20 protein-coding genes are annotated in these 18,307 nt (G+C 63.1%); 11 read left to right on the top strand and 9 right to left on the bottom strand.

All coding sequences use genetic code 11. The features are described 5' to 3' along the window. Positions 1-22: 22 nt before the first annotated feature. The 4 genes from acnA to RTQ83_RS03060 form a co-directional block, all read right to left on the bottom strand. Positions 23-2,731, bottom strand: a complete 2,709-nt coding sequence (gene acnA / locus RTQ83_RS03075; protein WP_312511165.1) for an aconitate hydratase AcnA — start codon at positions 2,729-2,731, stop codon at positions 23-25. Between the two features lie 111 nt (positions 2,732-2,842). Further along, positions 2,843-3,400, bottom strand: coding sequence for a hypothetical protein (locus tag RTQ83_RS03070; protein ID WP_312511164.1), 558 nt, complete (start codon positions 3,398-3,400; stop codon positions 2,843-2,845). A gap of 7 nt (positions 3,401-3,407) precedes the next feature. Next, on the bottom strand, positions 3,408-4,400 hold the full coding sequence (locus tag RTQ83_RS03065) for an aldolase/citrate lyase family protein (RefSeq protein ID WP_312511163.1): 993 nt from the start codon (positions 4,398-4,400) through the stop codon (positions 3,408-3,410). Positions 4,401-4,497: 97 nt separating this feature from the next. Beyond that, positions 4,498-5,487 carry a malate dehydrogenase gene (locus RTQ83_RS03060; RefSeq protein WP_312511161.1) on the bottom strand — a complete coding sequence of 330 codons (990 nt, stop codon included), beginning with the start codon at positions 5,485-5,487 and terminating at the stop codon, positions 4,498-4,500. Between the two features lie 269 nt (positions 5,488-5,756). Here RTQ83_RS03060 and RTQ83_RS03055 point away from each other — a divergent pair, with 269 nt between their 5' ends. The 8 genes from RTQ83_RS03055 to rnk all read left to right on the top strand — a co-directional run bounded on the left by RTQ83_RS03055 (position 5,757) and on the right by rnk (position 12,880). Continuing rightward, complete coding sequence (locus RTQ83_RS03055) at positions 5,757-6,521, top strand: GntR family transcriptional regulator (RefSeq protein WP_312511160.1); 765 nt, start codon at positions 5,757-5,759, stop codon at positions 6,519-6,521. 287 nt (positions 6,522-6,808) lie between these two features. Continuing rightward, complete coding sequence (gene sdhC, locus RTQ83_RS03050; protein WP_312511159.1) at positions 6,809-7,234, top strand: succinate dehydrogenase, cytochrome b556 subunit; 426 nt, start codon at positions 6,809-6,811, stop codon at positions 7,232-7,234. Between the two features lie 3 nt (positions 7,235-7,237). Continuing rightward, positions 7,238-7,606, top strand: coding sequence for a succinate dehydrogenase, hydrophobic membrane anchor protein (gene sdhD, locus RTQ83_RS03045; protein WP_290417034.1), 369 nt, complete (start codon positions 7,238-7,240; stop codon positions 7,604-7,606). Between the two features lie 2 nt (positions 7,607-7,608). Beyond that, complete coding sequence (sdhA, locus tag RTQ83_RS03040; protein ID WP_312511157.1) at positions 7,609-9,387, top strand: succinate dehydrogenase flavoprotein subunit; 1,779 nt, start codon at positions 7,609-7,611, stop codon at positions 9,385-9,387. A gap of 51 nt (positions 9,388-9,438) precedes the next feature. Next, positions 9,439-10,149, top strand: coding sequence for a succinate dehydrogenase iron-sulfur subunit (locus RTQ83_RS03035; protein WP_312511155.1), 711 nt, complete (start codon positions 9,439-9,441; stop codon positions 10,147-10,149). Between the two features lie 227 nt (positions 10,150-10,376). Next, positions 10,377-10,655, top strand: coding sequence for a succinate dehydrogenase assembly factor 2 (locus RTQ83_RS03030; RefSeq protein ID WP_312511154.1), 279 nt, complete (start codon positions 10,377-10,379; stop codon positions 10,653-10,655). A gap of 91 nt (positions 10,656-10,746) precedes the next feature. Further along, positions 10,747-12,048 carry a citrate synthase gene (gene gltA, locus RTQ83_RS03025; RefSeq protein ID WP_312511153.1) on the top strand — a complete coding sequence of 434 codons (1,302 nt, stop codon included), beginning with the start codon at positions 10,747-10,749 and terminating at the stop codon, positions 12,046-12,048. A 424-nt stretch (positions 12,049-12,472) separates the two neighbouring features. Next, on the top strand, positions 12,473-12,880 hold the full coding sequence (gene rnk / locus RTQ83_RS03020; RefSeq protein WP_312511152.1) for a nucleoside diphosphate kinase regulator: 408 nt from the start codon (positions 12,473-12,475) through the stop codon (positions 12,878-12,880). 300 nt (positions 12,881-13,180) lie between these two features. Here rnk and RTQ83_RS03015 read toward each other — a convergent pair whose 3' ends face one another. Beyond that, complete coding sequence (locus RTQ83_RS03015) at positions 13,181-13,594, bottom strand: hypothetical protein (RefSeq protein WP_312511151.1); 414 nt, start codon at positions 13,592-13,594, stop codon at positions 13,181-13,183. 125 nt (positions 13,595-13,719) lie between these two features. Here RTQ83_RS03015 and RTQ83_RS03010 point away from each other — a divergent pair, with 125 nt between their 5' ends. Further along, entirely contained in the window at positions 13,720-14,211 is a 492-nt protein-coding gene (locus tag RTQ83_RS03010) for a nuclear transport factor 2 family protein (protein WP_312511150.1), read from the top strand. A 115-nt stretch (positions 14,212-14,326) separates the two neighbouring features. Then, on the top strand, positions 14,327-15,256 hold the full coding sequence (gluQRS, locus tag RTQ83_RS03005; protein ID WP_312511148.1) for a tRNA glutamyl-Q(34) synthetase GluQRS: 930 nt from the start codon (positions 14,327-14,329) through the stop codon (positions 15,254-15,256). Here gluQRS and RTQ83_RS03000 read toward each other — a convergent pair. The 3 genes from RTQ83_RS03000 to RTQ83_RS02990 all read right to left on the bottom strand — a co-directional run bounded on the left by RTQ83_RS03000 (position 15,240) and on the right by RTQ83_RS02990 (position 17,028). Beyond that, on the bottom strand, positions 15,240-15,848 hold the full coding sequence (locus tag RTQ83_RS03000) for a CHRD domain-containing protein (RefSeq protein ID WP_312511146.1): 609 nt from the start codon (positions 15,846-15,848) through the stop codon (positions 15,240-15,242). The genes gluQRS and RTQ83_RS03000 overlap by 17 nt on opposite strands. Positions 15,849-16,025: 177 nt before the next feature. After that, positions 16,026-16,490: a DUF421 domain-containing protein gene (locus RTQ83_RS02995; protein WP_312511145.1), complete on the bottom strand. Its 465-nt coding sequence runs from the start codon at positions 16,488-16,490 to the stop codon at positions 16,026-16,028. A gap of 103 nt (positions 16,491-16,593) precedes the next feature. Further along, positions 16,594-17,028, bottom strand: coding sequence for a hypothetical protein (locus tag RTQ83_RS02990; protein WP_312511143.1), 435 nt, complete (start codon positions 17,026-17,028; stop codon positions 16,594-16,596). Positions 17,029-17,174: 146 nt separating this feature from the next. Between RTQ83_RS02990 and RTQ83_RS02985 the strand changes: the two genes are divergently transcribed. Then, complete coding sequence (locus RTQ83_RS02985; RefSeq protein ID WP_312511142.1) at positions 17,175-17,990, top strand: YdcF family protein; 816 nt, start codon at positions 17,175-17,177, stop codon at positions 17,988-17,990. Here the strand turns inward: RTQ83_RS02985 and RTQ83_RS02980 are convergent, their stop codons facing one another. After that, entirely contained in the window at positions 17,991-18,230 is a 240-nt protein-coding gene (locus tag RTQ83_RS02980; RefSeq protein ID WP_312511141.1) for a hypothetical protein, read from the bottom strand. It lies immediately after the preceding gene. Positions 18,231-18,307 lie beyond the last annotated feature (77 nt).

The raw sequence follows: 18,307 nt of genomic DNA, 5'->3' as shown, positions 1-18,307 counted from the left end.
GTATTGAAAAGACTTTGCCCGATTACGCCGCCAGCAACTGACGCAGCACGAACGGCAGAATACCGCCATGCTTGTAGTAATCGACTTCGATCGGGGTGTCGATGCGCAGCAGCACTTTGACTTCCTGCGATTCGCCGTTTTCGCGGTGGATCACCAGGGTTGCCAGTTGTTGCGGCTTGATCTCGCCTTCCAGGCCCTTCAGGTCGTAGGTTTCCTTGCCGGTGATGCCCAGGGTGTCGACGCTGTCGTTGCCGATGAACTGCAGCGGCAGCACGCCCATGCCGACCAGGTTCGAGCGGTGGATGCGTTCGAACGAACGCACGATCACGGCCTTCACGCCCAGCAGCTGGGTGCCTTTCGCAGCCCAGTCGCGCGACGAGCCGGTGCCGTACTCTTCGCCGCCGAAGATCATGGTCGGGGTGCCCGCTTCCACGTACTTCATCGCTGCGTCGTAGATCGACATCTGTTCGCCGGTCGGCTGGTGCAGGGTGATGCCGCCTTCGACCGCCGAACCGTCCGCCTTCGGCGGGATCATGCGGTTCTTGATGCGCACGTTGGCGAAGGTGCCGCGCATCATGATCTCGTGGTTACCACGGCGCGAGCCGTAGGAGTTGAAGTCGGCCTTCAGCACGCCGTGATCCTTCAGCCACTTGCCTGCAGGACCGTCTTCCTTGATCGAGCCGGCCGGCGAGATGTGGTCGGTGGTGATCGAGTCGCCGAACACGCCCAGCGCACGGGCGCCGGTGATGCCGGTGGCGGCCGCTTTCGGGGTCATCTCGAAGTCGCTGAAGAACGGTGGTTCGGCGATGTAGGTCGACTCCGGCCAGTTGTAGACCTGGCCTTCGGTGCTCGACACGCGTTCCCACAGTGCGCCCGGGTTGCCCTTGACGTCAGCGTAGTTCTTCTTGAACACTTCCGAGTTCATCGCGAAGCGCATCAGTTCGCCGACTTCCTGCGACGAAGGCCAGATGTCGCCCAGGTAGACGTCGACGCCGTTGGTGTCCTTGCCCACTGGCTCGGTCATCAGGTCTTTCGTCATGTTGCCGGCGATCGCGTAGGCGACGACCAGCGGAGGCGATGCCAGGAAGTTCGAACGGATGTTCGGGTGGATACGCGCTTCGAAGTTACGGTTGCCCGACAGGACGGCGGCAGCGACGATGTCGTTCTGGGTGATCGCGGCGTTCAGCTCCGGAGTCAGGTCGCCGGCGTTGCCGATGCAGGTGGTGCAGCCGTAGGCGGTCACGCCGAAGCCCAGTTTATCGAGGTAAGGCAGCAGGCCGGCCGCGGTCAGGTACTCGGTGACCACGCGCGATCCAGGCGCCAGCGAGGACTTGATGTGCGGCGCCACGGTCAGGCCGCGCTCGACGGCTTTCTTGGCCAGCAGGCCCGCGGCCAGCAGCACGCTCGGGTTCGAGGTGTTGGTGCACGAGGTGATGGCGGCGATCAGGATGTCGCCGTTCTTCACGCGCACGCCGTTGGTGGTCTCGTAGACTTTCGACAGGTCGTCCGGGTTCTTGTTGAAGCCGTTCTGGGTGGTTGGCTTGCTGAACAGTTCGGTGAAGGTGTTCTTCACATGGCCCAGTTCGATACGATCCTGCGGACGCTTCGGACCTGCCAGCGATGGGGTCACGGTCGACAGGTCCAGTTCCACCACGCGGGTGTAGTCGATCTCGCCTTCCTGCGGCACGCCGAACATGCCCTGCGCCTTGTAGTAGGCTTCGAACGCGGCCAGTTCTTCTTCGGTACGGCCGGTGCCGCGGAAGTAGTCGACGGTCGCTTCGTCGACCGGGAAGAAGCCCATGGTCGCGCCGTATTCAGGCGCCATGTTGCCGATGGTGGCGCGGTCGGTGGTCGACAGCGAACGGGTACCTTCGCCGAAGAACTCGACGAACTTGCCGACGACTTTTTCCTTGCGCAGCAGTTCGGTGACGGTCAGCACCAGGTCGGTCGCGGTGCAGCCTTCGCGCAGCTTGCCCTTCAGGTTGACGCCAATCACGTCCGGGGTCAGGAAGTACACCGGCTGGCCCAGCATGCCGGCTTCGGCTTCGATGCCGCCCACGCCCCAGCCGACCACGCCGACGCCGTTGATCATGGTGGTGTGCGAGTCGGTGCCGACCAGGGTGTCAGGGTAGTACATGTCGCCCTGTTTCATGACGCCGCGCGCCAGGTATTCCAGGTTGACCTGGTGCACGATGCCGAAGCCCGGAGGCACCACGCCGAAGGTGTCGAAGGCTTGCATGCCCCACTTCATGAACTGGTAGCGCTCGTTGTTGCGCTGGAATTCCAGTTTCATGTTCAGGTCCAGCGCGTTCGGCTCGCGGAAGTGGTCGATGGTCACCGAGTGGTCGACCACCAGGTCGACCGGCACCAGCGGCTCGATCTTCTTCGGATCGGCGCCGGTCTTGGCGGCGACGTTGCGCATCGCGGCCAGGTCGGCCAGCAGCGGCACGCCGGTGAAGTCCTGCAGCACCACGCGGGCGACGACGAACGGGATCTCGTCGGTACGCTCCGCGGTCGCGCCCCAGTTGGCCAGCTGCTTGACGTGCTCTTCGGTGACCTTCTTGCCGTCGCAGTTACGCAGCACGGATTCGAGGACGATACGGATCGACACCGGCAGGCGCGACAGGTTCACACCGAGGTTTTCCGCCAGCGCCGGCAGCGAATGGAACTGGCCGCTCTGGCCGCCGCCGATCGGGAATTCCTTCAGTGTGTTCAGAGTGTTGCGAGACATAATCTCTCCTTCAGTGGGGTATTGTTATTTCAACAGCAGAAATGCGGCCGTCATAACGTCGGGCGATTCGGTTTTCCCGGCCGGGACCGGGGCTTGCATCAACTTTTCGATTCAACTCTTTACTGCGTCCGCCGGAGCCGCGGCGACGATCGCCGACTGCTCGGCGTTCTTGCATTCATTGGCCAGCTGGCGGTTCAGCTTCGAGTCCAGCAGGATGCCCTTGGCCGGGATGCCGATCCAGATCAGGCCCCAGTGCGGGTTCTCGAAGCGCAGCGCGCCGGTGGTGGTGCCCACGCGCGACAGGCGGTGCAGGCGGTGCTTCCAGCGCAGCGCGATATGGCTGTCGTCGGTCTCGTTGGTGTAGATCGTGACCTTGTTGTTCAGTTCACACGCGTATTCGGTGACCTTGGTGTCGGTGATGTCCGGCTCGTCGACTTCGAGCGGGTCGGCGGCGACCACGGTTGCGGCAGCGGTTGCTGCAACAGCTGCGCCGGCTTTCGCCTTGTTCGACGATTTCTTCTTGGCTTGTGCCTTCAGGACTTTTTCCGCTTTCGGATGTTTTTCCTTGGCGGTGGTGGTTGCGCCAGCGGCATTGGCCGGCGCGCACATGCCGGCGGCCGCGAGCGCGACGGCGCAGGCGGCGATCAGTTTGGGGAGGAGGGTGGCCATGGTCGGGTCAGTGGGAATCGGGAGCATGCGGGAGGTTGACGATTGCCGCCGCGGCTTCCGGCAGCGCAAGGCCAGCCAGCTTAGCGCGCTGCAACACCGACCAATAATATCGGTAGCTCGCACGGTCGTGCAAGCGGCCATGTTGAGCAATCGGTCCCCAGTCCGCGGCCATGGCCTCGCTCAGGATATTGGTTGCTTCATTGACTTCGGAAAGGCGCGGCGTGAAGGCCTTCAGGATCGGCTTGATCTGGTCCGGATGGATGCTCCACATCCGGTTGAAGCCGAACTCGGCGCCGGCGCGCTGGGCGTCGTTGGCGACCACGGCGCTGTCCTTGATATCGGTGGTGACATTGTGCGACGCCACTTTACCGTGCGCATGACAGGCCGCCACCATCTCGAGCTTGGCGCGCACCACCAGCGGATGCGTGAACTGGCCCGGGGTGCGCATCGCGCTGGCCGGAATCGCGCCATAGTGGCTGGAGACGAAGTCCATGATGCCGAACGACAGGCATTCGACCTGGGGCAGGGCGGCGATGTCGTAGGCTTCGCGCAGGGCGCCGTGGGTTTCGATCAGGACGTGCACCGGCAGATCCGTGCGGCTGCCGGCGTGCTGGTTGATCAGGTCGATCGCCCGGCGCACCTCATGCACACCCGCCACTTTCGGCAGCACCACGTAGGCCAGGCGCGCCGCCGCGCCACCGACGATGGTGGCGACGTCGCTGGCAAAGTGCTCGCTGGCCGGCTCGTGCAAGCGTGCGCCAATGCGGTTGAAACGGTTGTCATCGCTATTGATGAACGACGCCACCAGCGCCGCGTGTTCGGCTTCGCCGCCGGTGGGCGCGCCGTCTTCGCAATCGAAGGTGATGTCGAACAGGGGGCCAAGCTCTTGTTGCAGGGCCATCGATTTGCGCATCAGCTTCTCGGTGCCGGCGTAATGATCGCAGGCGGGGAGGAGCAGTGGCTGGCGTTTGCCCTGGAATAAAACCTCGGAAGGATGCATATCTCTTATGACAACATATGACGGTACTGCGCCGCGCCGGATGAAGGGCGCGGCGCGGCTGGCGCGCGGCGGTTGCCTCGCGCCGTGGTTGAGCGGATCAGCCCAGCAGGTGAGCGACGCCGGCTTTCTCTTCTTCCAGCTCTTTCAGGGTCAGGTTGATGCGCTCTTGCGAGAATGCATCGATGTCCAGGCCCTGGACGATGGTGTATTCGCCGTTCTCGGTGGTGACCGGGAAGCCGAACATGGTGCCTTCAGGGATGCCGTACGAACCGTCCGACGGGATGCCCATGGTGGTCCACTTGCCATTGGTGCCCAGCACCCAGTCGCGCACGTGGTCGATCGCGGCGTTGGCGGCCGAGGCAGCCGACGACAGGCCGCGCGCTTCGATGATCGCGGCGCCGCGCTTGCCGACGGTCGGCAGGAAGGTGTTGGCGTTCCATTCCTGGTCGTTGATCAGGTCCTTGATCGATTCGTTGCCGGCGGTGGCGAAGCGGTAGTCGGCGTACATGGTCGGCGAGTGGTTGCCCCACACGACCATCTTTTCGATGTCCTTGACCGCCTTGCCGGTCTTGGCGGCGACTTGCGACAGCGCGCGGTTGTGGTCCAGGCGCAGCATGGCGGTGAAGTTCTTGCTCGGCAGGTTAGGGGCCGATTTCATCGCGATGTAGGCGTTGGTGTTGGCCGGGTTGCCCACCACCAGCACCTTGACGTTGCGCGAAGCGACGGCGTCCAGCGCCTTGCCTTGCACGGTGAAGATCTGGGCGTTGGCTTCCAGCAGGTCCTTGCGTTCCATGCCCGGGCCGCGTGGACGGGCGCCGACCAGCAGGGCGACGTCGACGTCCTTGAACGCGGTCATCGGATCGGCGTGGGCGGTCATGCCGGCCAGCAGCGGGAACGCGCAATCGTCGATTTCCATCATGACGCCCTTGAGCGCCTTTTGAGCTTTCTCGTTGTCGATCTCGAGCAGCTGCAGGATGACCGGCTGGTCCTTGCCCAGCATGTCGCCGTTGGCGATGCGGAACAGCAGGGAATAGCCGATCTGGCCGGCTGCGCCGGTCACGGCGACGCGCATTGGGGTTTTAGCCATGATGAATCTCCAAAGTGGGAATGAAAACAGTCAACGCCTGGGACTTGCCGTTTCGGTGAAGCTGCAATGATACCAAAAGCGCATGCCAATTTAATCGGATGTCGCGCGCGTACAATATGGAAGAAAGCCGCTGCCGACGCCCGGTCGGCCACGAGTGTATTCCTCCGCCATTCCATCTGTCAATTCATATCATATGTCTTATATAAGACACATATGTTTGACAGAGTTGCACTGGACGGTCGTGCGCTTTTGTGGTGAAATCGCGGTCTATGAATTCCGCTCCGTCCAACCCTGCCGTACCAGCCTCAGCCAGCGGCTCGCCGTCGTTCCGGCCGCTGTACCAGCAGATCAAGGCCCTGATCACCCAGAGCCTGCAGGCCGGCGAATGGAAGCCGGGCGAGCTGATGCCGAGCGAGGTCGAACTGGCCGCGCGCTTCAAGGTCAGCCAGGGCACGGTGCGCAAGGCGATCGACGAACTGGCGGCCGAGAACCTGGTCGTGCGCCGGCAGGGCAAGGGCACCTTCGTTGCCAGCCATGCCGAAGAGCGCGCCCACTTCCGCTTCCTGCGCCTGATGCCTGACGAAGGCGTTCCCCACCATCCCGAAAACCGCTTCCTCGAAGTCAAGCGCATCCGTGCGCCGGCCGAGGTGGCGCGCCTGCTCGAGCTGAAGTCGGGCGACGCGGTGGTGTACATCAAGCGCGTGCAGTCGTTCGACGGCCAGCCGACCATCCTGGAAGAATTGTGGTTGCCGGGCCAGCTGTTCAAGGGCCTGAGCGCGGAGCGCCTGGTGGAGTACAAGGGGCCGATGTACGGTCTGTTCGAGACCGAGTTCGGCACCCGCATGATCCGCGCCACCGAGAAGATCCGCGCGGTGGCGGCCGATGCCGTCACGGCCGAGCACCTGAAGGTGGCGGAAGGCACGCCGCTGCTGTGCGGCGAGCGCGTGTCGTTCACCTACGGCGACAAGGCGGTGGAGCTGCGGCGCGAAATGTATTCGACGGCAAAACACCATTATCTGAATGAGCTGTCATAAAAAAGACAAAAACAAGAATAAAAATCGGGAAATGAATAAACGGTAAATATTTAGCCGTTTTTGTTATTTCAAATAGTTCTGAAATTCAGTGGAAGGGATAAAAGTCCCGGCTGCGACGATCGCTTGATGCGATTAAAATATATTGGTTTTGGGTACGCGACGGACATGACCCGGTTCGCCGCTCGCTGTCCCGCTCACCCTGTCCGAGTTTCCCCGGACCGGGTCATGAAATCGGCAAGAATGCAGGGTTCATACAAAAATTTGTCATAAATGGGAGGTGTACCATCATGTCGGAAGCCGTGAGAGAAGCAAGCAACAAAGGGCGGCCGGTGTATCGCAACGTCGACATCGGCGACATCACGACCAAATATCGCATGCCGCCGTCGGCGATCGTGTCGATCCTGCACCGCGTCAGCGGCGCCGGGCTGTTCCTGCTGCTGCCGTTCCTGCTCTACCTGTTCCAGCAGAGCCTGTTGTCCGAGTCGACCTTCGGCTACTTCCAGGGCATCGTCTCGCACCCGCTGGTCAAGATCATCCTGCTCGGCCTGTCGTGGGCTTACCTGCACCACTTCACCGCCGGCATCCGCCACCTGTTCATGGACAATCACTTTGCCCTGGACAAGGATGCAGCCCAGTCGACCGCCCGTTGGGTGCTGATCATCAGCCTGCTGCTGACCGCCGTGGTCGGCCTGAAACTGTTCGGAGTGTTTTAAATCATGGCAAGCAAGAACAATATCGGCCAGCGTCGCCTCGTCGTCGGCGCGCACTATGGCTTCCGCGACTGGCTGGCCCAGCGCATCACCGCGATCCTCATGGCGGTCTACACCGTCGTCCTGCTGGCCATGTTCCTGACCGGCCAGAATTTCACGTATGAAGGCTGGGCCGGCCTGTTCGCCAGGCAGTGGTTCAAGCTGCTGTCGATGGTCACCTTCCTGGGCATGTACTACCACGTCTGGGTCGGCATCCGCGACATCTGGATGGACTACATCAAGAACGTCGGCCTGCGCCTGACGCTGCAATTCATCACCATCTTCTGGCTGGTGGGCTGCGTTGCCTATACCGTGCAAATTCTCTGGAGTGTGTAATCGTGGCAGCAATCAAAACTGCAATCCCTACCCGTCGTTTTGACGCGGTCATCGTTGGTGCCGGCGGTTCCGGCATGCGCGCATCGCTGCAGCTGGCAGAAGCCGGCCTGAACGTGGCCGTGCTGTCGAAAGTGTTCCCGACCCGTTCCCACACCGTGGCGGCCCAGGGCGGCATCGGCGCCTCGCTCGGCAACATGAGCGAAGACGACTGGTACTGGCACATGTTCGACACCGTCAAGGGTGGCGACTACCTGGGCGACCAGGATGCGATCGAATTCATGTGCCGCGAAGCACCGAAGGTCGTGTACGAGCTGGAACACTTCGGCATGCCGTTCGACCGCAACCCTGACGGCACCATTTACCAGCGTCCGTTCGGCGGCCATACCGCCAATTTCGGCGAGAAGCCGGTCCAGCGCGCCTGCGCCGCGGCCGACCGTACCGGCCACGCGCTGCTGCACACCCTGTACCAGCGTAATGTCCGCGCCCGCACCCACTTCTTCGTCGAGTGGATGGCCCTGGACATCATCCGCGACGCCGATGGCGACGTGGTCGGCGTGATTGCCCTGGAAATGGAAACCGGCGACATCATGATCCTGGAAGCGAAGACCACCATCTTCGCTACCGGCGGCGCCGGCCGTATCTTCGCGGCCTCGACCAACGCCTTCATCAACACCGGCGACGGCATGGGCATGGCGGCGCGCGCCGGCCTGCCGCTGCAAGACATGGAGTTCTGGCAGTTCCACCCGACCGGCGTGTCGGGCGCGGGCGTCCTGATCACCGAGGGTGTGCGCGGCGAGGGCGGTATCCTGATCAACAGCAACGGCGAACGCTTCATGGAGCGCTATGCGCCGACCCTGAAGGATCTGGCGCCGCGCGACTTCGTGTCGCGTTCGATGGACCAGGAGATCAAGGAAGGCCGCGGCTGCGGTCCGAACAAGGATCACGTGCTGCTGGACCTGCGCCACATCGGCAAGGACACCATCGAGAAGCGCCTGCCGTCGATCCTGGAAATCGGCCACAAGTTCGCCAACGTCGATGCGACCAAGGAACCGATTCCGGTCGTGCCGACCATCCACTACCAGATGGGCGGTATTCCGACCAATATCCACGGCCAGGTGGTGGCGCCTGACGGCACTGGCGGCCAGAAGATCGTCAACGGCCTGTACGCGATCGGCGAATGCGCCTGCGTCTCGGTCCACGGCGCGAACCGCCTGGGCACCAACTCGCTGCTCGACCTGGTGGTGTTCGGCCGCGCGGCCGGCAACCACGTGGTGGCCTCGAACCTGAAGCAGCGCTCGAACAAGGCACTGCCTGCGGACGCGTCCGACTTCGCGATGGACCGCCTGAACAAGCTGGAAAACGCGACCGGCGGCGAAAAAGTGCAGCACGTCGCCAACGACATCCGCGCCACGATGCAGAAGTACTGCGGCGTGTTCCGTACCCAGGAACTGCTGGACGCGGGCGTCAAGGAAATCATGAAGCTCGACGAGCGCCGCAAGCACGTCTCGTTCCAGGACAAGTCGCGCGTGTTCAACACCGCCCGCGTCGAAGCGCTGGAACTGGACAACCTGATCGAGACCGCGAAAGCGACCATCGTCTCGGCCGCGGCGCGTCCGGAATCGCGCGGCGCCCACGCCCACAGCGACTACCCGAACCGCGACGACGAGAACTGGATGAAGCACACCCTGTTCTTCTCGGAAGGCAACCGTCTCGAGTACAAGCCAGTGGTGCAGAAGCCGCTGACCGTGGACACCTTCAAGCCGAAGGCCCGTACTTTCTAATATTGATGTAAAGCCGGAGCAAAGCTCCGGCTTGATAGAACAGGTAATCAAATGGCACGCACCGTCCAACTGAAAATCTACCGCTACGATCCGGACAAGGATCAAAAGCCCTACATGCAAGACGTGACCGTCGAACTGAAAGACACCGACAAGATGCTGCTCGACGTCCTGCAGCGCATCAAGTCGGACGTCGACGATTCGCTGGCCCTGCGCCGCTCGTGCCGTGAAGGCGTGTGCGGTTCGGACGCCATGAACATCAACGGCAAGAACGGCCTGGCCTGCACCACCAACCTGAACGAACTGACCCAGCCGATCGTGCTGCGTCCGCTGCCGGGCCTGCCGGTGGTGCGCGACCTGATCGTCGACATGACCCAGTTCTTCAAGCAGTACCACTCGATCAAGCCGTACCTGATCAACGACTCGATCAAGCCGGAGAAAGAGCGCCTGCAGTCGCCGGAAGAGCGTGAAGAGCTCGACGGCCTGTACGAGTGCATCCTGTGCGCCTGCTGCTCGACCTCGTGCCCGTCGTTCTGGTGGAATCCAGATAAATTCGTCGGTCCGGCCGGCCTGCTGCAGGCCTACCGCTTCATCGCCGACTCGCGCGACGAAGCCACCAACGAGCGCCTGGACAACCTGGAAGACCCGTACCGTCTGTTCCGCTGCCACTCGATCATGAACTGCACGGACGTGTGCCCGAAGGGCCTGAATCCGAACAAGGCGATCGGCAAGATCAAGGAACTGCTGGTTCGTCGCGCCATTTAATTGGCGTGAAGCGTGCGGCGCCAGAGCAGGGCGCCGCACATTCCCAGTCCGGTATGCAGACGTGCGTCGCAGCGCGGCAGGGTGGACGGGCTCCCGTCCACGCGTCCGACGCACGTGTGCATTACCCCCGCATCGCCGCTGAAAAAGGCGCTGCAATACAGTAAAAGTACCGTACTGCCGAATCGCGGCAGCCGGGTTATGATGTCGAACCAACAACGGAACATAGTGTGACGGCCAGCCCAAACGCGCATCAATCCGACCCCACCAACCGTGCCCGCCTGCGCTGGCGCGCACGCCGGGGTCTCCTCGAGAACGACCTGATCCTGACGCGCTTCCTGGATGCGCACGAAGAGGAACTGACCGACGAGGAAGTCGATGCGCTGACCCGCTTGCTGGACCTGGCGGACAATCCGCTGATGGATCTGCTCCTGGGACGTGTAGAGCCCGAGGGCGATGTCGACCTGCCGCATGTGCGCGCCTTGCTGGCGAAGCTGCGGCAAGCGTAAGCGAAATTTTGATCCGGCCGCCGTGTGGAAGCCGGGTCTTGTAAGGTTTCGTTTTATTTTGTAGAACCCACTCCCACAAGAAGGAAGTGCCATGAATATCTCTGATACCAAAGCCACCCTGTCGTTCTCGGACGGCAGCCCGTCGGTCGACATGCCGATCTACAAAGGCACCGTCGGCCCGGACGTCATCGACATCCGCAAGCTGTACGGCCAGACCGGCAAGTTCACCTACGACCCTGGCTTCATGTCGACCGCCGCTTGCAACTCGAGCATCACCTACATCGACGGTGACAAGGGCGAGCTGCTGTACCGCGGCTACCCGATCGAGCAACTGGCCGTCAACTGCGACTTCCTGGAAACCTGCTACCTGCTGCTGAATGGCGAGCTGCCGAACGCCGAGCAAAAGGCGAAGTTCAGCGACACCGTGACCAAGCACACGATGATCCACGAGCAGATGCAGTTCTTCTTCCGTGGCTTCCGCCGCGACGCGCACCCGATGTCGGTGCTGGTCGGCACCGTCGGCGCCCTGGCCTCGTTCTACCACGATTCGCTCGACATCAACGATGCCAAGCAGCGCGAAATCTCGGCCATCCGCCTGATCGCCAAGCTGCCGACCCTGGTCGCGATGGCGTACAAGTACAACGTCGGCCAGCCGTTCATGTACCCGCGCAACGACCTGTCGTACAGCGCCAACTTCATGTACATGATGTTCGGTAACCCGTGCGAAGAGTACAAGGTCAACGACGTGCTGGTGCGCGCCCTGGACCGCATCCTGATCCTGCACGCGGACCACGAGCAGAACGCATCGACCTCGACCGTCCGTCTGGCCGGTTCGTCGGGCGCCAACCCGTTCGCCTGTATCGCAGCCGGCATCGCCTGCCTGTGGGGCCCTGCCCACGGCGGCGCCAACGAAGCGGCGCTGACCATGCTGAAGGAAATCGGCTCGGTCGAGAACATCCCTGCCTTCATCGAGAAGGTCAAGGACAAGAACTCGGGCGTCAAGCTGATGGGCTTCGGTCACCGCGTGTACAAGAACTTCGACCCGCGCGCCACCCTGATGCGCGAAACCTGCCACGAAGTGCTGAACGAACTGGGCCTGCAGGACGACCCGCTGTTCAAGCTGGCGATGGAGCTGGAAAAGATCGCCCTGAACGACGAATACTTCGTGTCGCGTAAACTCTACCCGAACGTCGACTTCTACTCGGGCATCGTGCAGTCGGCACTGGGCATCCCGGTCTCGCTGTTCACCGGCATCTTCGCCATGGCACGTACCATCGGCTGGATCGCGCAGTGGAACGAAATGATCGCCGATCCGGAACAGAAGATCGGCCGTCCACGTCAGCTGTTCGTCGGTTCGCCGGCGCGTGACGTGCCGTCGATCGACAAGCGTTAATCGAGACGCTGCAACGTCAGGAAGCGGGCTGCGGCCCGCTTTTTTTATGGCCGCTCCAGACCGTGCCGTCGACCTCGTCGTCTCCTTCATGATGGCGCAATCACGACTGGCGGACTATACTGGTTCTATTCGTCTTTACTGTCCGCCATGCATTCGTCTCGCCTGCCAGTTCGTCACACCGTCCCGCGCCTGAATCCAGGCGTGGCGGGCGCGTGCGCGGACAGCCGCATGGATGCCGCCATCGCGTGCCGAGCGGCACACCTCATCGTTCGTCACTGCGCCCGGCTTTCGCGGGCTCGGTGAGGAACCACGGGCGCGCAGTCGCCTGCCCGTCCTCCCGAGCCACCTCCATCGCACCGTCGCGCCGGCCAAGCCGCCGGCTTCAAGTCACTGGCCGTCATCCGGCCACACCGTGGAGAACACAATGAAACCTTCGATCACCGTATCCTGGCTCGACCTCGACCGCCTGGAACGCATCCTCGACCGCCTGCCCGCCGCCCAGGCCAATGCGCGCGACGCGCTAATGGGCGAACTCGACCGCGCCGACATGGTCGAGCCATGGGAAATGCCGTCCGACGTGGTCACGATGAACTCGCGCGTGCGCTTTGCCTTCAGCGGATCGAGCGAAACGGTCACGATGACCCTGAGCTATCCGAAGGACATGCACGACAGCGACCAGCAACTGTCGGTGCTGACACCGGTCGGCACGGCCCTGCTGGGCCTGCGCATCGGAGACAGCATCACCTGGCAGCGTCCCGATGGCGGTACCTTCGAGGCGAACGTGCTCGACATCGACTACCAGCCGGAGCGGGCTGGCGAGCTGCATCGCTGAGCCGCCGCACAAGCGAGGTCAGCAAAATCGGGGTCAAAAATCGGGGTCAGGTCCGAAAAGTAGACACGAACTGAACATTAGGGCCAAAATCGGGGTCAGGTCCGAAAAGTAGACACGAACTGAACATTAGTGCGTGATTAAAATCGGCCTGGATTACTGCTAAGCTCGTGTCAACTTTTCGGATCTGACCCCGGGTATTTCGGATCTGACCCCGGGTAAGGGGCCAGGCGTTCATCGCCTGGCTGAACACGCGCATTTCATGCGGCGGATGTAAGCGAGATTCTTTGCAAGCCTGTGCGATCAGAACAGACATTTGGCACGCGCCCGTGCGACAAAGATGAAGGGCAGGGCCAGATAGCCGCCGATGACGAAGGGTCCGATGCCGGTCGGTTGGCGCTTGAGGCCGTCGCGGTGCAGGCAATACGGCACTTTCGCTTCTGCAAACTCACGGGCAAATGCTCTGTAGCTGTCCCCGCTGAGCGCGGTTTCTTTTCCCTGCAGCGAGGCCTCGGATTTCGTGGCCTCTTGTGCGAGGTCGGGCAGGGCGCTGCGTACCGCTTGCTCCAGCGGGCGCTCGCGCACGGCCTGCTGCAGGTCGGCGGCAGGGGAGGCAGGCAGTTCCTGCGCAAGCACATTGGCTTGCGCCAGGATTAACGCGCCAGCTACCGGGCGCAGTACCACACTACGAAACGAGCCCAGCCGGAAACGATTCATCGCACAGCCTCATCATGACGATATTGGCAAATATACACTGGCATCGACTGTCCCAGTGGATTGCACGATTCAACACATTTCCGTGTGTACAATATCCGGTCAACCATTCAACCGAAAGGACTTTCGTGAAGCGCTTCCTGACCGCCTGTTTCCTGTTCCTCAGCATGCTGGGTACCGCGCATGCCGCGACCGATGCCACCCTGACGCGCGACGTCAATGCCTTCCTCGACGGCTGGCACCAGGACGCCGCCAACACGCGCATGAGCTACTTCGACAAGATCGCCAAGGACGGCGTGTATATCGGCACCGACCGCACCGAAGTCTGGACCCGCGACGAATTCCGCAAATGGTCGAAGCCCTATTTCGACGCCAAGAAAGCCTGGACCTTCAGGGCCACCAAACGCAACGTCTACTCGACCCCGGACAAGTCGCTGATCTGGTTCGACGAGCAGCTGCATACCGAAAACCTGGGCCCGTGCGTGGCGAGCGGCGTGATCCGCAAGACCAAAACCGGCTTTGAAATCGTCCACTACCAGCTGGCGGTCGCGGTGCCGAACGATGTGGTCGAGCAGGTGACCGGCATCATCGCCGAGCACGAAAAAAAGGCGAAGAAGTAATCCTGCCGATCAGGAGGCGGCTCACCATCTGATCGCGCCCGGGCGCCGGTGGCCGCCGGCGCTCACCGCGTATGCTAAGGTAGCCGCTCACCCGCAACAACGATATCTTCCGCAAGTGACTTCACCCCGTTCCACCCCCTACATCGGTCGCTTCGCGCCATCCCCGACCGGCCCGCTGCACGCCGGCTCGCTGGTGGCCGCGGTGGCCAGCTATCTCGACGCCAAGTACCACGACGGCACCTGGCTGGTGCGCATCGAGGACATCGATGAGGGCCGCACTGTAGCGGGCGCGGCCGAGGGCATTCTGGCGCTGCTCGACGCGCTCGGCATGCACGCCGACGGCGAGATCGTTTGGCAGAGCCGGCGCAAGCAGCTGTACCAGGCCGCCGCCGAACGCATCGCCCAAGACACCTATCCCTGCGGCTGCAACCGGCGCGAGATCGCCGATTCGCGCCTCGGCTTCGCGCCTGACGGCGCTGCCATCTATCCCGGCACCTGCCGCCACGGCCTGGGGCCGGGCCGCAGCATGCGCAGCCTGCGCGTGCGCGTGCCCGAAGCGGGCCAGGATGAGATTACCTTCATCGACCGCTTCGCCGGCAGCAATACCCAGCACTTGACAAGCGACTCGGGCGACTTCGTCCTGAAGCGCGCCGACGGCTTCTGGGCCTATCAGCTGGCGGTGGTGGTGGACGACTGGGAGCAGGGCGTGACCGACGTGGTGCGCGGGGCCGACCTGCTTGACTCGACGCCGCGCCAGATCTTTCTGCAGCGCCTGCTCGGGGCGCCGACGCCGCGCTACCTGCACGTGCCGGTGGTGCGCAATGCGAATGGAGAGAAGCTGTCGAAGCAGACCGGCGCGCTGGCAGTGACGGCGGATGACGAACCGGCGGCCGTGGCCGCGCTGCTGGCGGCGGCAGGCGCGCTGGGACTTGAACTGAATCCCGCCCTCGGGCCGGGAGCGACGCGCCTTGAATTCTGGCGGGCGGCGGTCCCGGCCTGGGGCAGGCTGCTGGCGCAACGCGAGGCCGTTATACCTGCGGCGTGATCCGGCGCCGCCCGTACAACGCCAGCACTCCCAGGCCCAGTCCCAGCATGCCCCACGTGGCCGGTTCCGGGATCGGGGCGGCCACGGCGAAGCCGCGGATCTCCCCACCGGGATAGCGCTCGGTGTGGATGTTGATGTAGGCCTGGTTGGCGTTGAAGGCATCGATCAGCGCGCCGCTGGCCAGTTGCGGCGTGCCGCCGTAGGCAGCCAGGAAGGCCGGATCGTAGATCGCGGCGTCGCCCAGGTCGAAGGTGCGGCTGTACTCCCCGGCGCGCACCGCCAGCGGAAAGTCGGCGAGGGCCACCGCGATCTGCGCCACGCCGCGGAACGCATCCGTCGTACAGCAGTGGATGTGGGCGCTGATGGTCGGGCTGCTGAGGTCGCGGAACGGCACCTCGGCGCGCAGGATCATGTCGTCGATCTCGAACGTCGTGACGCTCGAGCCTGGCGAACCGTTGGGGATGTCTTCGCCGGGGCCGCTCGCCACGGCGCGGTAGGTGACCGGTACGGCCTGGCTCGCCGTGGCGCCGAACAGGGTCGCCGCCGCCAGGACGATCGCAGCTATCCTGGGCAGAGTGTGGGCTTTCTTCATGGCATACCTCCTGATTAGGAAAGGATTCCAATCGCGCTTCCGGCCGGAAGCGCCGCCCAAAAAATTAGCACAGCAAGAAGCGGCCGCCCACACGGTACGGGCGTTCAAAAGCCGACGAGAAATCTCGTCAGTTCAATTAGGGAAGGTCGGCGAAACGCCCGCGGCGCTGTACGGTTTTTACGACGGATTGCGCATGATGCTGATGCGGCCGTCCGCCTCCAGGAAGGCGCATTTCATGTCGGGGCGCGGGCAATCGGCTTCGCGCAAGGCTTCCTCGACGTCGCTCTGGGACAGGCGGCAGCTTTTCAGCACATTGTCGAAAAAGACGCCGTCGCGTCCGATCAGCACCGGACTGCCTTCGATGATCTGTTCCAGCTTCTTGCTGCGCGAGGTCAGGAAAGCGAACAGCACCGTCAGCGACACCAGCGTCGCCGCGATGATCAGGCCGCCGAACAGCGATTCGTCGCCACCGGTCATCGAATTCGACACCGCTTCGGACAGCAGCATCACCACCAGCAGGTCGAACGGCGTGAACTGGCCGACCGTGCGCCGGCCGGACAAGCGCATCATGGCCAGCAGCGCCAGATAGACGATCGCGCCGCGTGCGACTAATTCCCACCAATCAAGATCGAGGTCGAACATATGCCCTCCGCAGGCATGAAGCTGGTCAGTGCATTGTAATCACTTTGCCAACTTTGCGAGTTTCAAGCGTGCGCCGTCGCCCACCGGCGCGCAGCGCTTTGGCTCAGCTGTTGTTCTGGAAGTTGCGCATCTTGAAGCGCATCTTGCCGTCTTCCTTCTTGCATGTACCGGTCAGGGTTTGCTCCGCCCCGACTTTCACGGTCATCTTGCTGCCGTTCTTGCGCCTGGCGCAGGCGGCGTGCGCGGCTGCGGGAATCTCGGGCGCAATGACGGACGTGGCCGGTGCGGAAGGCCCGGGAGGCATCGCGTGCGCCGCCAGCGATGGTGGCGCCGCCACCATCGGACCGGCCATCGGTCCCATTTCCGCCACGCCGGGCTGGTCGGGCGGCAGTACCGGCGCCTCGCGCTTGGTGGATTTCTTGATGCAATCGTCGTGGCTGACGCTGCATTCGATGATGACACGGGCCTGCTTGGCGCCGGCGGTGCTGCCGGCGCAGGCCAGCAGGGCGAACAGGATGACGGGTATCGATGACTTCATTATGTGCTCCTTGTCGGCGGCCGGTGGCATCGATCGAATCCTGACACCACCGTAACCGGCTGTCTTGCTCTTGTGCCTATCATTTTGAAAAGCTTCTTGACGTCATCATATTCCTTACGGTCTACTCAGGGCGCCCGCATCCCGCGATGCCTTTCATTACCAGCGAACCCGTGCTCAATCTGCTCAACGCCATTCCCCGCGATCTGATTCTTCCTCCCACCAGTCTGTTCTTCGTGATCGTCATCGGCCTGGTGCTGTGGCGCCCCTTTCCGCGCGCCGGGCGTGTCGTCGCCGGCACCGGACTGGCGGCGCTGGCGATCCTGTCCAGCAATGCCGGCGCCGGCTTCTTGGTCAGGCCGCTGGAACGGATGACGACGCCGCTGCTGGCGCCGGAAAGCGCGGGCGCGCAGGCAATCGTGGTACTGGCTGCGGGACGGCTGCAGGATGCGCCCGAATACGGCGAACGCGACATTCCCGACTACATCGCCCTGGCGCGGCTGCGCTACGCGGCCCACCTGCAGCGGCGTACCGGGCTGCCGCTGCTGGTCAGCGGCGGCAACGGTTCCAGCGGCGCCGATCCCAAGCCCGAGGACCGTGCGTACACCAAGGCCGATGCGATGGCGACGGCACTGCGCGAGGATTTCGGCGTGCCGGTGCAATGGGTCGAGGGGAATTCGCGCGATACGGGGGAGAACGCGAGCTACAGCGCGGCGCTGCTGCGCAAGGATGGCGTCAAGCGCGTGCTGCTGGTGACCGATGCGATGCACATGGCGCGCGCCAGGTCCGTGTTCGAACGCGCCGGACTCGAGGTGGTCGATGCGCCGACCATGTTCTTCAGCGACCAGGCCAGGGGCCTGCGCGCCTGGCTGCCGAGCGCGGAAGGCATGCGCCGCTCGTGGTATGCGGTGTACGAGCTGCTCGGGATCGGCTGGTACCGGCTGCGCTTCGGCCAGGCCTCGTAGTCAGGCGTTATAGCCGATGTTAATCATGTAGAACAGCAGTACGAAGGTGGCGACGGCGAATGCCATCGGGAAGATCGACAGCAGTTTGCCTGCCAGGCTGTAAGGCCCCGGTTGGCGCCGGCGCGCCTTGTATGCCTTGTAACCGACGTAGAACGCGAGCGGCGGCAGGATCAGCACCGGCAGCATCAGCCAGGCGGTAAAGAAGGTCAGGATCGACAGCGCGAGCGACAGTGCGTACATGGTTTCCGGTCAATGGCTACAAAGAGTGTTGCCGCGAATGTAGAGGCTTATTGCCGAGATGGCAAGCCGACGTGCGC

Origin of the sequence: Massilia sp. (assembly GCF_031995545.1) — a bacterium.
GTDB lineage: Bacteria > Pseudomonadota > Gammaproteobacteria > Burkholderiales > Burkholderiaceae_D > Telluria.
Note: the sequence above shows the minus strand (reverse complement) of the source record. Positions and strands in the feature narration are given on the sequence as shown.